We start from the raw sequence: 13,433 nt of genomic DNA on the forward strand, positions 1-13,433 counted from the left end.
CGGGACCGCCGACCGTCCGAGGGGTGGTCGGGGCCGGAAGCCGGCAGGATTAACGCGCCTGGTGGCGGGGCATCTGGGCCGCCATGGATGAAGAGCTCTCGCCGGAGGCGCTTACGACCGCTCCGGCTCTCCCCACAGGCCGGAGCGCGTCATGAGCGCCGACGTGCAGACCGGCACCGTACGGACCAACGTGCCGGCCCGCCTCGACCGGCTGCCGTGGTCCCGCTGGCACTGGATGATCGTGATCGGTCTCGGCACGGTCTGGATCCTCGACGGCCTCGAGGTGACCATCGTCGGCAACCTGTCCGGCAAGCTGGCCGAGCCGGGCAGCGGTCTGGACATCACCCAGAGCCAGGTCACCGGCCTGGCCGCCGCGCTCTACGTGGCCGGCGCCTGCACCGGCGCGCTCTTCTTCGGCTGGCTCACCGACCGGTTCGGCCGCAAGAAGCTCTTCCTGCTGACCCTCGGCCTCTACCTGGTGGCCACCGCGCTGACCGCGCTCTCGTTCGACACCTGGTGGTTCTTCCTCTTCCGGTTCCTCACCGGCATGGGCATCGGCGGTGAGTACGCGGCCATCAACTCGGCCATCGACGAGCTGATCCCGGCCCGCCACCGCGGCCGGATCGACATCATCATCAACGGCACCTTCTGGCTCGGTGCGGCGATCGGCGCGCTGCTGACCGTGCCGCTGCTCAACGGCCTGCCGACCAACCTCGGCTGGCGGGTGGCGTTCGGCCTGGGCGCGGTGCTCGGCGTGGTGATCCTGCTGGTCCGGCGGCACGTGCCGGAGAGTCCACGCTGGCTGTTCATCCACGGGCGGGCGGACGAGGCGAACCGCCTCGTCGACTCGGTCGAGAGCGAGGTCGAACGGGAGACCGGCAAGGACCTCGCCGAGGCCGACAACTACATCGAGATCCGGCAGCGGAAGAGCACCAACTTCCTGGAGATCGCGAAGACGCTGTTCCGCCGCTATCCGAAGCGCGCGACGCTGGGTTTCTCGCTCTTCATCGGCCAGGCGTTCCTCTACAACGCGATCACCTTCGGCTTCGCCCAGATCCTGCAGACCTTCTTCGACGTCCCGCCCGGCAACAGCGGATACTTCTTCGCGGTCATCGCGGTCGGCAACCTGTTCGGCCCGCTGCTGCTCGGCCGGCTCTTCGACACGGTCGGCCGGGTGCCGATGATCGCCGGCTCGTACATCGGCTCGGGCGTGCTGCTGCTCGGCACCGCCTGGCTCTTCCACGCCGGCGTGCTCACCGCGGTGACCATGACCGCGTGCTGGTGCGTGGTCCTCTTCTTCGCCTCCGCCGGCGCCAGCGCGGCGTACCTGACGGTCAGCGAGATCTTCCCGATGGAGACCCGGGCCATGGCCATCGCGTTCTTCTACGCGATCGGCACCGCCGCGGGCGGCATCACCGGCCCGCTGCTCTTCGCCAAGCTGGTCGGCAGCGGCCAGGTCGGCGATACCGTGCTCGCATTCGTGATCGGCGCCTCCATCATGATCATTGGCGGTCTGGTGGAGCTGGCGCTCGGCGTCAAGGCCGAGGGGAAGTCCCTGGAGGACCTGGCCACTCCGCTCAGCGCCGAACAGGCGGGCGTGCCGGCGCAACGTGGCGCGGACAGCTCGACCTCGACCACCGGCGCGAGCGCCGGCTGACCCTCCGACGACGCGCCGCCTCCGCCCGTCCTCCGGGCCGGGGCGGCGCGTCGTGTCACGGCAGCGGGCAGGGCTCCCGCCAGGCGTCCAGAGCCCGGTCCTTGCGGATCGAGGCGAAGCCGTAGCCGGTCGCGGTGACGCAGGACGCGGCCCGGTCACCGGTGTACTCGACGTGGAAGACCGGCTTGTCGGCGTCGACGAACGGCAGCAGCTTGGCGCACTCGCGGCGGCGTACGCACTCCTGGTTGACCGCGAAGTCGAAGTCGGGGGCCAACGCGGCCACCTGCGCCACGTCGTCCACCAGGCCGGGGGAGAGGTCGAGCCGACGGGCCAGCCCGGCCAGCCGGCGGTTGAACAGCAACTGCTCGTCGAAGCCCAGCGGGAAGCCGGAGCGGTGCCGGTAGCCGTCCGCGTCGTCGAGCGCCACCGCGCCGAAGCCCTTGCCCCGGCAGAGCCGGAACCGGTCGGCCAGCACCGGCGCCAGCGCGTCCCAGCGCCGGAGGTCCAGGAACCGACTCCCCGGACGGCCCGGCACCGCCGCGCCGCGCAGCGCGGCCGGAAAGCGGGTGGCGTCCGCGTCGCCGGCCGCGTACGTGCCGACCCGGACCTGGCAGACCAGCCGGCGGCCCCGGGCGCGCAACGCGGCGGTCTCGGCGGAGGTGGTCCGCACCGGATCGAGGAGGAAGACGTCCGCGTCCACTGACACGTCCACCGGGCCGGCGAGCTGCCACTGCCACGTCCAACGGCGGGCCGACGCGGCCGGCCAGGGGGTGGGCGCTCCGGGTGGCACGGTGACCCGCTCCCGGCACGCCGGGACGGGCGCGAGCAGCAGCGCGGTCAGCGCCAGCGCCACGCCCCGGCACGGCCCTCGTCGGCGGACGTGGGCCGGCCGGGAGCGCGGCACGGCACACGCCGGCCGGATCCGCAATGACAGCTCCCCGGACGCGGGCGACCCGACGCCGCCCCCGCCCGGTCAACGAGCGCCGGCCCGGTCACGACGCGCCGGTCAGCGCGGCGTGCCGAAGTCCTGCGTCCAGTACGGCCCGTTGCTGCGCGCCACGCCCACCCCGATCTGGGTGAACGAGCAGTTCAGGATGTTCGCCCGGTGTCCCTCGGAGTTCATCCAGGCGTCCATCACGGCGGCCGGGCTCTGCTGGTTCCAGGCGACGTTCTCGCCGTACGCCCGCCACGTGTAACCGACCCGGTCGAGCCGCTGGCCCACGTCGCTGCCGTCGCTGCCGTCGTGCGACATCTTCTTGTGGTCGGCCTGGTCCTGGCTGTGCCGCTGGGCGGCGAGCGTCAACTTGGAGTTGACGGTCAGCGCCTTGCAGCCGGCCTTCGCCCGCTCCTGGTTCACGATGTCGACGACCTGCTGGAGTTCCGAGCTGAGGCCGCTGCCGGAGGAGGTGGTCCGGGCGCCGGTGTTGCTCGGTGCGCTGCTGCGCTCCAGCTGCCGCGACGGGGCCTTGGTCCGGCTGGGCCGGGGCGTGGCCTTCTTCGTCGGGCTGGGCTTCACGGTGGTCGGCACGGCCGTCGGGCTGGCGGACGGGGGGACCAGCGCGTCGGCGGACGGTTCGCTCCCGGTCTGCTCCGGCGCGTCCGGGGCGACGATTGCCGGCGCGTCGGCGGAGGTCCGCTCGGCCGGGCCGTCGCCACCGGGCAGCAGCACGGCACCGACTCCCAGGCTCACCACCAGCGTCGCGGCGGCGGCGGCGCCGCCGATCACCAGCGGGCGGGAGAGCCGTCGCCGCTGGCGGTGCCGGTTGTCGTCGGGCGGGGTGTCGGTCACCGGTTGCCAGGCCGCGGTGGGCTGTGCCCAGGCGCCGGCCGGCTGCTCCTCGCCGTTCCACCGGTCCCGCTGCTCGTCGCCGTTCCACCGGTCCCGGTCCGCCGGATAGGGGCCGGCCGGCGCGAACGGCGCAGGCGGGCCGTATCCGGTCTCGGCGGCACCGTGGCCGTGGTCCGACGCGGCGGCGTAACCCGGCTGCGCGGCGAGGTGCCCGGTCCGCTCGTCGGCGTATCCCGGCTGCTCGGTGGCGTACCCGGGCTGCTCGGTGACGTATCCGGGCCGCGCGGCGGGGTCGTACCCGGCCGGGCCGTGTCCAGGGCCGTCGACGTCGCCGTAACGGCCGGCGTCGAGGGTGGGCGGCAGGTGGCCGGCGGGCGGTTGGGCCGGTTCGTCCCCGAAGAGGTACGACGACCGCGGCTCGGGCCGGTCGCTGAGCCACGCCGGACCCTGGTCGGTCGGCTGCTCCGGGCGCCGGGAGGCGTCATCCGGGTCGATCGGGTCGGTCCAGCGGTACACGCCTGTCCCCTCCACGGGTCGGTTGCGGGCCGGGGTGACGCTACGGGTGCGCCCGAGCTGCGGCAACGTGGCTAAGAAAGAGTTAAGGCGAAGCCGACCGCAAGGGTGAGGCGTTCACACATTCCTCAGGGCGTACAGTAAAGGCGTCCGGACAGAGCGTGTCCGCGCCTTGTGGCAGCCCCCCGGCGAGTGGCCCGGCCGACGTGGAGATGATCTACGGCCTGCGTCAACTTGACGAAGGAGGGGGGTTCGGCTCAATATGTAGGTGTCGCCAGTCGCGCCCAGTCATGCCCCGACACATCGGAGCATTGGCAGCCGCGAACATCATGGGCGCGCGTTGGCCGGCCTTTCCGGCAGCGCATATCGAGGAGTTCAGCATGGCGAAGGCCCTCTACGGCCACGTAGGTGCAGCGTCCGACCGGCGTCTGCTCGACGAGGCCACCCGACTGCGTGCCAGGGTTCAGGCACTGGAGTTCGAGATCACGCGTCTGCGCGCCGAGAACGATCGGCTCGCGGCGGCGGCGGCGGAGGCGGACGACCTCCTCCGGCTCGCCGAGCCCGCGCTGACCTGAGTTCCGGTCGTCGGAAAACTGAATCGCACCACACCGAAAAGCGCGCCGACACTTCAGTGCCGGCGCGCAGCCATGTACGTACCCTTTTCGCCGTTGTTCGCAATTCTCGATCTTGCGGTGGCTCCGGGAAATTGCGTCCGGTAATTGTGATCTTGCGGTTTTCGCCCGACCGGGGCGGCGGATACGGAAAGCGGACAGCCCCCCGCCGGGTGGGTCGCGTGCCGGTGCGCTCCCGGTCGCGGGTTAGTCTGCGGGTTCACCAGGTCCGCGCAGCCGGCGACGGTACGGCGACCACCGGACGAGGATCGAGAAGGTGCATCTCAAGAGCCTGACGGTGCGGGGCTTCAAGTCCTTCGCCTCCGCCACGACGCTGAAGCTGGAGCCGGGGATCACCTGCGTGGTGGGCCCGAACGGCTCCGGCAAGTCCAACGTCGTCGACGCCATCGCCTGGGTGCTCGGCGAGCAGGGCGCCAAGGCGCTACGCGGCGGCAAGATGGAGGACGTCATCTTCGCCGGCACCGCCGGGCGGGCGCCGCTGGGCCGGGCCGAGGTCACCCTCACCATCGACAACACCGACGGCGCGCTGCCGATCGAGTACACCGAGGTCTCCATCACCCGCCGGATGTTCCGCTCCGGCGAGAGCGAGTACGAGATCAACGGTGACTCCTGCCGCCTGCTCGACATCCAGGAGCTGCTCTCCGACTCCGGCATCGGCCGGGAGATGCACATCATCGTCGGGCAGGGCCGGCTCGACGGCATGCTGCACGCCAAGCCGGAGGACCGCCGGTCCTTCATCGAGGAGGCGGCCGGCGTCCTCAAGCACCGCAAGCGCAAGGAGAAGGCGCTGCGGAAGCTCGACGCGATGCAGGTGAACCTCAACCGGCTGACCGACCTCACCGCCGAGCTGCGCCGCCAGCTCAAGCCGCTGGGCCGGCAGGCCGAGGTGGCCCGGCGCGCCGCCGCCATCCAGGCCAACCTGCGCGACGCCCGGCTCCGGCTGCTCGCCGACGACCTGCACACGCTGCGGACCACGCTCGACAGGGAGATCGCCGACGAGACCGCGCTGCGTGAGCGGCGTGAGCAGATCGAGGGCGAGCACGGCGAGGTGCAGGGCCGGCTCGGCGAGCTGGAGGCGGCCCTGGCCGAGGACGCCCCGCTGCTCGCGGCCGCCCAGGACACCTGGTACCGCCTCTCCGCGCTGCAGGAGCGGTTCCGCTCCATCGAGCAGCTCGCCCGGGAACGGCTGCGTCACCTCAGCGCCACCGGCGACGACGAGCGCCCCGGCCGCGACCCGGAGCAACTGGAGGCGGAGTCGCGGCGGGTCCGCGAGCAGGAGGAGGAGCTGCGCGCCGCGCTCACCGACGACCAGATCCGGCTCGCCGAGGCGGTCGAGCACCGGCAGGAGCTGGAACGGCAGCTCGCCGCCGCCGAACGGGAACTGGTGACCGCCGCCAAGGCCATCGCCGACCGGCGGGAGGGGCTGGCCCGGCTGACCGGTCAGGTCAACTCCGCCCGGGCCCGCACCACGAGCGCGGGCGAGGAGATCGAACGGCTCGCCGCCGCGCACACCGACGCGCTCGGCCGGGCCGAGAAGGCGCAGGCCGACCTGGACGCGGTCGCCGAGCAGTCCACCGAGGCCGACCGGGACAACGCCGACCTGGACGCCCGGCACGCCGAGGCGGTGGCCGTGCACGAGCAGGCCCAGGCGGCGGTGCGCAGCCTCACCGACGGTGAACGTGCCGCCGAGAAGGACGCCGCGACCTGGAAGGCCCGCGAGGAGGCGCTCGCGCTCGGCCTGCGTCGCAAGGACGGCGCCGGGGCGCTGCTGGCCCGCGCCGACCAGGTGCCCGGCCTGCTCGGCAGCCTGGCCGGGCTGCTCACCGTCGCCCCCGGCGACGAGGCGGCGCTCGCCGCCGCGTTGGGCGGGCTCGCCGACGCGGTGGCGGTCAGCGGCGTGGACGAGGCCGTCGAGGCGATGCGGCTGCTCAAGATCTCCGACGCCGGGCGGGCCGGCCTGCTGGTCGGCAGCCCCGCCGGGCCCGGCATGGACGGCACCGCCGACGCGCTGCGCCCGAAGCTGCCCGACGGCGCCCGCTGGGCGCCCGACCTGGTGGAGTGCGCCGCCGGCATCCGCCCCGCCGTGCACCGGGCGCTGCGCGACGTGGCGCTCGTCGACGACCTCGCCGCCGCGGCCGACCTGGTCGCCGCGAACCCGGAGCTGCGCGCGGTCACTCCCGACGGCGACGTGGTCGGGGCGTACGCGGCGGCCGGCGGGTCCGCCAAGGCGCCCAGCTTCATCGAGGTGCAGGCCGCCGTCGAGGAGGCCCGGACCAACCGGGCCACCGCCGAACGCGCCGCCGCCGAGCTGCGCGACCAGTTGACGCAGGCCCGCGAAGAGGTGACCGTCGCCAAGGAGGCGGTGCAGCACGCCGCCGCCGCCAAGCGGGAGGCGGAGAGCCACCGCAACGCCGCCGCCCGCCGGCTCGCCGAACTGGGCGCGGCGGCCCGCTCGGCCAAGGCCGAGACCGACCGGCTCGGTGAGTCGCGGTCCCGCGCCGAGGCGGCCCGGGAACGCGACCTGACGACGCTCGCCGAGTTGGAGGAGCGGCTGCGGCTGGCCGAGACGACTCCGATCGACGCCGAACCGTCCACCGAGGAACGTGACCAGCTCGCCGCGATGGTGCCGCAGGCCCGGCAGAACGAGATGGAGGTCCGGCTCGCGGTGCGTACCGCCGAGGAGCGGGTCGCCTCGATCGCCGGTCGGGCCGACTCGCTGGCCCGGCAGGCCACCGCCGAGCGGGCGGCGCGGGAGCGCGCCGCCGCCCGGCGCGCGGCCCGCACCCGGGGCGCGGAGATCGCGCGGGCCGTGGTCGGCGGCACCCGCGAGGCGCTCACCCGACTCACCGTCTCCCTCGCCCGGGCCGAGGAGCACCGCGACGCCGTCGCCCGCGAACGCGCCGCCCGCGAGGCCGAGCTGTCCGAGGTACGCGGCGCGGCCAAGCGCCTCGCCGCCGAGCTGGAGCGACTCACCAGCCAGGTGCACCGGGACGAGGTGGCCCGCGCCGAGCAACGGCTGCGCATCGAGCAGTTGGAGGCCAAGGCCGCCGAGGACTTCGGGCTGGACGTGCCCACGCTGGTCGCCGAGTACGGCCCGGACCAACCGGTCCCGCCCACCGACGCCGACGTCGCGCTCGCCGAGTCCGACGGCCGGCCGGTGCCCGAGCCGGTCCGCTACGAGCGGCCGGTGCAGGAGAAGCGGGCCGCCAAGGCGGAGCGGGAGTTGACGCTGCTCGGCAAGGTGAACCCGCTCGCGCTGGAGGAGTTCGCCGCGCTGGAGGAACGCTTCAAGTTCCTCTCCGAGCAGCTGGAGGACCTGAAGGCCACCCGGCGTGACCTGCTCACCGTGGTCAAGGACGTGGACGAGCGGATCCTGGAGGTCTTCGCCAGCGCGTTCGAGGACACGGCGCGGGAGTTCGAGCAGGTCTTCACCGTGCTCTTCCCCGGCGGCGAGGGGCGGCTCATCCTCACCGACCCGGAGGACCTGCTCACCACCGGCGTCGAGGTGGAGGCCCGGCCGCCGGGCAAGAAGATCAAGCGGCTGTCGCTGCTCTCCGGCGGCGAGCGGTCGTTGACCGCGGTGGCCATGCTGGTGGCGATCTTCCGCGCCCGGCCCAGCCCGTTCTACATCATGGACGAGGTGGAGGCGGCGCTCGACGACGTCAACCTGGGCCGACTGATCACGTTGCTGGCACAGTTGCGGGAGAAGAGCCAACTGATCGTGATCACCCACCAGAAGCGGACCATGGAGATCGCCGACGCGCTCTACGGCGTGACCATGCGCAGCGGCGTGACCCAGGTGATCAGCCAGCGGCTCAACCGGGCCGAGGACGACGGGCAGGAGACAGACGAGTGAGTCGGGAACGCGCCACGGCGCTCCTGGTGGACTTCGACGGCGTGCTGCGCCGCTGGGACCCGGCGGTGGCCGCCGGCGTCGAGCGGGAGTACGGGCTCACCGAGGGTGTCCTCGGTGAGATCGCGATGTCCTGGGGGCTGCTCCAGCCGGTGCTCGTCGGACAGATGAGCCACGCCGCGTGGATGGCGAGCGTGGCCGACGCGCTCACCCCCTCGCTCGGCGACCCGGCCCGGGCCCGCGCGGCGGTCGACGAGTGGCAGCGCTACCGCGGCGAGGTCGACCCGGACGTGCTGGCGTTCGTGCGCGAGGTGCGGGCGGCCGGCATCCGGGTCGGGCTGGGCACCAACGCCACCGACCTGCTCGACGCCGACCTGGCCGCGCTGGGCCTGACCGACGAGCTGGACGTGGTGGTCAACTCCTCGGTGGTCGGCGTGCACAAGCCGGCGAAGGAATACTTCCAGGCCGCCTGCGCGGCGCTGGACACCCCGCCGGCCCGGGTGCTCTTCGTCGACGACCAGGACCGCGCGGTGGCCGGCGCCCGGGTCGCCGGGCTCTCCGCGCACCGCTGGAGCGGGCCGGCCGACCTGCGTTACCTGCGCGCGGCACTGGCCTACTGAGCCGGCCGCCCCGCGTCAGTCCGGCGCGGGGCTGGCCGGTGTGGCCCCGCGCAGGGCGTCGGTGAGCCGCCGCGCCAGGTCGTCCGGGAGCGTGCCCTCCCGCTTGAGCACCGTCATCACGTAGCCGCGCAGCACCAGGCTGAAGTTGACGTAGTGCGGCGAGACCGGCCGGAGCCGGGCGCGGTCGACAGCGTCCCGCAACAGCGGCAGGTAGGGGTAGTTCTCCTTGATGATCGCGTCGCTGTAGACGACGGCCCGGGTGGCGGCGAAACCGCCCTTCTCGAAGAGCGTGCGCTGGCTCTCCTCCCCGGTCAGGTACTCGATCAGCGCCTGCGCGGCCCGGGGCTGCCTGCTCTGCCGGGCCACCGCCAGGTTCTGCCCGCCCAGCACGCTCGGCCCGGGCAGCGCCGTGACGCCGACCCTGGACGCGGCCGGCGACGCCGGCGCGGACGCGTCCGCACCGGTCAGCTTGCGGTACGCGACCGGCCAGTTGCGCATGAACGCGACCTCGCCCACCGCGAAGGCCTCCCGGCTCTGGTCCTCGTTCTGGTTGAGGGCGCCGCTCGACACCACGGACGCCCCGGTGGCCGACGGCGTCAGCGACCGGAGCGCGTCGGCCAGCCGCTTCGGGTCGACCGAGACCCTGCCCCGGTCGTCGACGCGCAGCTCGCCGCCGTGCGCCCAGAGCGCCTCCAACGCGTTGACGGTCAACCCCTCGTAGCCGGCGAGCTGGCTGGTGAAGCCCGCCTTGAGCCCGGAGGCCCGCCCGTCGAGCAGCCGGGTCGACTCGGCCTCGATCTTCGGCCAGTCGAACGGCGGCTTCAGCCCGAGGTCCCTGCGGTAGTAGAGCAGCCCGGCGTCGGTGTTGAACGGCAACGCCCACAACCGGCCCTGGTAGCGGCAGGTGCGCAGCGGCTTCTCCAGGAACGCCTCGTCCGGGGGATCGGCCAGTCGGCGCTCGTCGATCGGGCGCAGCAGGTTCTTCTCCGCGAACGCCGCCGTCCAGGTGACGTCGAGGTTGAACACGTCGATGTCCTGGTCGTTCTCGCGCTCACCGCGGTTGATCATCTCCGCGTACTGGGCGTCCGCCGCCTCGTTCAGGCTGATCATCCGGGCCTGGTTGTGCGGGTTCGCCGCGTTCCAGAGCTTGAGCAGCGCCTGCCGCTGCTGGCCCTCGCTGTCGTCCCGGCCGGTGAGGACCACCAGGTCACCCGGTTCCAGGCCCTTCGGGCCGGCGACCTTCCACAGCAGGAGGGAGCACGACGCGGCCACCAGCACGCCGCTGAGCAGGCCCAGCCCGAACGCCCGCCACCAGCGCCGCCGTTCCCTCCCCGGCGTCGGCCTGGCCCTCCGAGTCGATGGCATCAGTCCGCTCCCTTCCACAGCGCGGTGAACAGCCGGTCCAGCGTCGGATCGAGGCGGTCGGTCCGGGTGTCGTAGCAGTCGCCCCCGGTGCCCTGCGCGAGGCGGTCGAGCGGGGAGCCGGCGCAGTCCGCGTCCCCCACCGCGAGGACGTAGAGGCGTACGCCGGACAGCTCGGCCACGGTCGGTGGTGGCCGCCCGGAGGTGTCCTGGCCGTCGGTGACCACCACGAGCGCGCGCAGCGGGTCGCCGCCGCCGCCCCGGAGCTGGGCCACGCCCTGCCGGATGGTCTGGTGCAACGGAGTGTCGCCGGCCGGCCGGATCCGCGCCACGGCGGCGCGCAGGCTGCCGGCGACCGTCGCGCCGGGCGGACCGATCGGCACGATCGGTCGGGCGTTGGCGGCCACCGTGGAGAACGTGCGGAGGCCGAACTCGTCCCGCCCGCCCACCCGCTCCACAGCCCGCCCGACCCCGTCCACCGCCACCTCGAACCGGCTCCGGCGTCGATCCTCGCTCGGCTCGCGCATCGAGCCGGACGCGTCCAGCGCCACCAGGACCCGCCCCGGCCGGTGCGCGCGGCGGTAGACCTCGCGCACCCGGTCCTGCTCCCCGGCGACCAGCTCACGCAGGGGGCGGACCCGGGCGAACGGCCAGTCGAACAACGCGCCGTTGGCGCGGACCACGGGCGTGGTGGCGGTCACGCCCGGCGGCCGCAGGCCGACCCGGAGCAACGCCTGCTGCCCCTCCTCCTCGTGGACCAGCCAGCGGGCGAAGGTGGACGCCGCCGCCCGTACGGCGGGGCTCTGCACCGCCGCCGGCCAGCGGAGCCGGGCGACCGTGAGGAAGAGCAGCGGAGAGTCGGACGGGTAGAACGCCTGCAGCCGTTCCGTCGCCGGTGGCGGCTGCTGGGCCGGACAGCCGGCGCCGAGCGGCCGGCCCTGGTTGTAACGCACCAACGCCTGCTCGGTGAGCACCACGGCGGGTATGCGAACCCCCGCGCCGCCGGTGGGGGCGGTGGCGCGCGTCCGCTGCCGGCAGAGCACGGCGAGGTCGTCGCCGATCGGGTACGAGCCGGCGTCCAACGCCTCGTCCACCCACCGCTCGACGTCCTGCCGCGCGGTCGACGCGGACGCCAGCCCCCGCTCGTCGCCGTAGAGCGCGTAGGTGGCCAGACGGGCGGGCGCCGACACGGCCGGATCCGCGCGGACCACGCCCTCGCCCCCGGAGATCACCGGTTGGGCCGTCGCGCCGGCGGCGTCTCGGAACAGCTCCCGCCACGTCCGCCCCATCCGGCGCGCCGCCTCGACCGCCCCGCCGGCGGCGACCTGCGCCTGCGGGACGCCGAGCACCAGCGGCGACGCGGCGATCTCGTTGACCTCGTCCACGACGCCCGCGCCGGCCGGGCCCAGCCGCGTCACGTCGACCGCCGACTCCGGCAGCCACAGGTCCGGGTGCGGCCCGACGTCCTGGAGGTAGCGGCGCCCCGGCGCGCCGGACGAGTCCCAGTCGGCGCCGATGCCGGCGCGGACGTCGTCGGCGGCCGCGGGATAGAGGTAGAGCCGGGCCAGCGGGCAGCCCCGGTGCTGCCGCGCGGACCACCGCTCGAACGCGTCCGCCACCTCGCGGTACGGCTCCAGCCCGGCGGCGGAGGTGGCCACCCGCACCTGCGGCGGCTGGAAGCAGTCGGCCCCGACGGCGGCAACCGGGCCGGAGTAGCCGGCGGAGGCACACAGCAGCGCCCAGACCGCGAGGATCGGCACGACCACCCGCCGGGGCAGCGCGCCGCGGGTGGCGGGGCGCGACGTCACGGCGGCGACCAGGCGCCTCCACCGGTGCAGCGGGCCGTCGTCCGGCGGTGGGGGCGCCTCCCGGCCCGCCCAGGCCACCCGGATCACGCCCTGCTTCCGGTGGACCGAGAGGGTGGGACGCTGCCGCCTGCTCACCTCGTGGACCCGCTCGTCGACATACCGGTAGAGCTCGTCGGTGTCGACGATCCCGTCGCCGTTGCGGTCCGCCCGCCCGGTGCGCAGCCCGTCGACCACCGCCCGGGTGAAGACGCCCTGACCGTCCCGCTCGAAGCTGAGTTCGGTGCCGGCGCAGGAGGTGATCACGACGTGCCCGCGCCCGCGGAACGGGCCGGTCAGGTCGGCGTCGTGCGCGCCCCGGGCCCGCTCGTCGCGGGCGAAGGCGCCGCTGTAGCAGCAGTCGAGCAGCACCACGATCTGCTTGGCCCGGCTGTCGGCCATCTCGTGCCGGATGTCGGCGGCGGACAGCGCGGTCGCCCGGATCAGGTGGCTGTCGTGCTCGGAGTCGCGGGCGGCGAAGAACAGGTCGCCCGCCGCGTCCTTCAGCCCGTGCGCCGAGATGTGCAGGAGCAGCAGGTCGTCGGGCTCGGTGTTGTGGAAGAAGACGGCGACGGCGCGACCCACGTCGTGGACCGTGCGGTTGCGCAGCACGCGTACGTCGTCGAAGGCGCCGATCGCCGGGTTCTCCAGCACCTCGCGGAGGGAGTCCGCGTCCGCCACGGTGCCGGGGAGGGAAGCGAACTGAGGATCCGCGTAGGCCTCGTTCGCGATGATCAGCGCTCGTCTCATCGTTCCGGTGGGAACACCCGGTCGACGAACGCCTCGATCAGCCGGCGCTGCTCGTCGGCGGTGGCGTCGTCGATGATCAGCTCGTGCTCGCCGATGCGCACCTCGACCCGGCCTCGACCGCGCCGCCGCTGCCACTCGCCGACGACGCGGAGCACCCCGGCGACGAGGTCCGCCTGGGCGGCCAGGACGGCGAGCAGCGTGCCCAGTTCGGCGAGTTCGCCGGCCCGGGAGCCGTCCGGCGCGACCGTGGCCGACTCCGCCTGGCGGACCGAGCGGACGGCGTCGAGCTGGTGCAACTCCCGGCGCAGGCGGTGGGCGGCTTCCTCGGTCGTGTCGGCGTCGTCATCGAGGGTGACGAACCGACCCACCACTGTGTCCATTGATCGAACGTTATCAGCTCTCCGCCAACCGGC

9 protein-coding genes are annotated in these 13,433 nt (G+C 73.9%); 4 read left to right on the plus strand and 5 right to left on the minus strand.

Features of this window, described 5'->3' with window-relative positions; all coding sequences use genetic code 11:
* Positions 1-151 precede the first annotated feature (151 nt).
* Positions 152-1,657 carry an MFS transporter gene (locus tag GA0070213_RS16335; protein WP_091064074.1) on the plus strand — a complete coding sequence of 502 codons (1,506 nt, stop codon included), beginning with the start codon at positions 152-154 and terminating at the stop codon, positions 1,655-1,657.
* A 55-nt stretch (positions 1,658-1,712) separates the two neighbouring features.
* Here GA0070213_RS16335 and GA0070213_RS16340 read toward each other — a convergent pair whose 3' ends face one another.
* Positions 1,713-2,585 (minus strand): endo alpha-1,4 polygalactosaminidase, encoded by an 873-nt coding sequence (locus GA0070213_RS16340; RefSeq protein ID WP_091064076.1) that lies wholly within the window; start codon positions 2,583-2,585, stop codon positions 1,713-1,715.
* Positions 2,586-2,663: 78 nt separating this feature from the next.
* Positions 2,664-3,962 (minus strand): CAP domain-containing protein, encoded by a 1,299-nt coding sequence (locus GA0070213_RS16345; RefSeq protein ID WP_091064079.1) that lies wholly within the window; start codon positions 3,960-3,962, stop codon positions 2,664-2,666.
* Between the two features lie 377 nt (positions 3,963-4,339).
* Between GA0070213_RS16345 and GA0070213_RS16350 the strand changes: the two genes are divergently transcribed.
* The 3 genes from GA0070213_RS16350 to GA0070213_RS16360 all read left to right on the plus strand — a co-directional run bounded on the left by GA0070213_RS16350 (position 4,340) and on the right by GA0070213_RS16360 (position 9,064).
* Positions 4,340-4,534, plus strand: a complete 195-nt coding sequence (locus GA0070213_RS16350; RefSeq protein ID WP_091064470.1) for a hypothetical protein — start codon at positions 4,340-4,342, stop codon at positions 4,532-4,534.
* A 313-nt stretch (positions 4,535-4,847) separates the two neighbouring features.
* Positions 4,848-8,447: a chromosome segregation protein SMC gene (gene smc / locus GA0070213_RS16355; protein ID WP_091064081.1), complete on the plus strand. Its 3,600-nt coding sequence runs from the start codon at positions 4,848-4,850 to the stop codon at positions 8,445-8,447.
* Positions 8,444-9,064, plus strand: coding sequence for an HAD family hydrolase (locus GA0070213_RS16360; protein ID WP_091064085.1), 621 nt, complete (start codon positions 8,444-8,446; stop codon positions 9,062-9,064). The genes smc and GA0070213_RS16360 overlap by 4 nt, the downstream gene beginning before the upstream one ends.
* 15 nt (positions 9,065-9,079) lie before the next feature.
* On the opposite strand, the gene GA0070213_RS16365 is transcribed toward GA0070213_RS16360, so the two are convergent.
* From GA0070213_RS16365 to GA0070213_RS16375, 3 genes are read right to left on the minus strand one after another with little or no spacing between them, the layout of a single operon-like run.
* The gene (locus GA0070213_RS16365; RefSeq protein ID WP_091064087.1) at positions 9,080-10,429 is read right to left on the minus strand and encodes an extracellular solute-binding protein; all 1,350 of its coding nucleotides are present in this window, start codon (positions 10,427-10,429) and stop codon (positions 9,080-9,082) included.
* Positions 10,429-13,020: a caspase, EACC1-associated type gene (locus tag GA0070213_RS16370; RefSeq protein WP_091064090.1), complete on the minus strand. Its 2,592-nt coding sequence runs from the start codon at positions 13,018-13,020 to the stop codon at positions 10,429-10,431. Before GA0070213_RS16370 ends, GA0070213_RS16365 begins: the two co-directional genes overlap by 1 nt.
* Entirely contained in the window at positions 13,017-13,400 is a 384-nt protein-coding gene (locus tag GA0070213_RS16375; RefSeq protein ID WP_091064098.1) for a hypothetical protein, read from the minus strand. Before GA0070213_RS16375 ends, GA0070213_RS16370 begins: the two co-directional genes overlap by 4 nt.
* Between the last annotated feature and the right edge of the window lie 33 nt (positions 13,401-13,433).

The sequence above is a fragment of the Micromonospora humi genome, assembly GCF_900090105.1.
Classification (GTDB): Bacteria; Actinomycetota; Actinomycetes; order Mycobacteriales; family Micromonosporaceae; genus Micromonospora; species Micromonospora humi.

Bases quoted from the DNA above. Each gene is read 5' to 3' on its own strand.
- GA0070213_RS16335 (WP_091064074.1), top strand. From the start codon at position 152: ATGAGCGCCGACGTGCAGACCGGCACCGTACGGACCAACGTGCCGGCC.
- GA0070213_RS16350 (WP_091064470.1), top strand. From the start codon at position 4,340: ATGGCGAAGGCCCTCTACGGCCACGTAGGTGCAGCGTCCGACCGGCGT.
- GA0070213_RS16365 (WP_091064087.1), bottom strand. From the start codon at position 10,429: ATGCCATCGACTCGGAGGGCCAGGCCGACGCCGGGGAGGGAACGGCGG.
- GA0070213_RS16370 (WP_091064090.1), bottom strand. From the start codon at position 13,020: ATGAGACGAGCGCTGATCATCGCGAACGAGGCCTACGCGGATCCTCAG.
- GA0070213_RS16375 (WP_091064098.1), bottom strand. From the start codon at position 13,400: ATGGACACAGTGGTGGGTCGGTTCGTCACCCTCGATGACGACGCCGAC.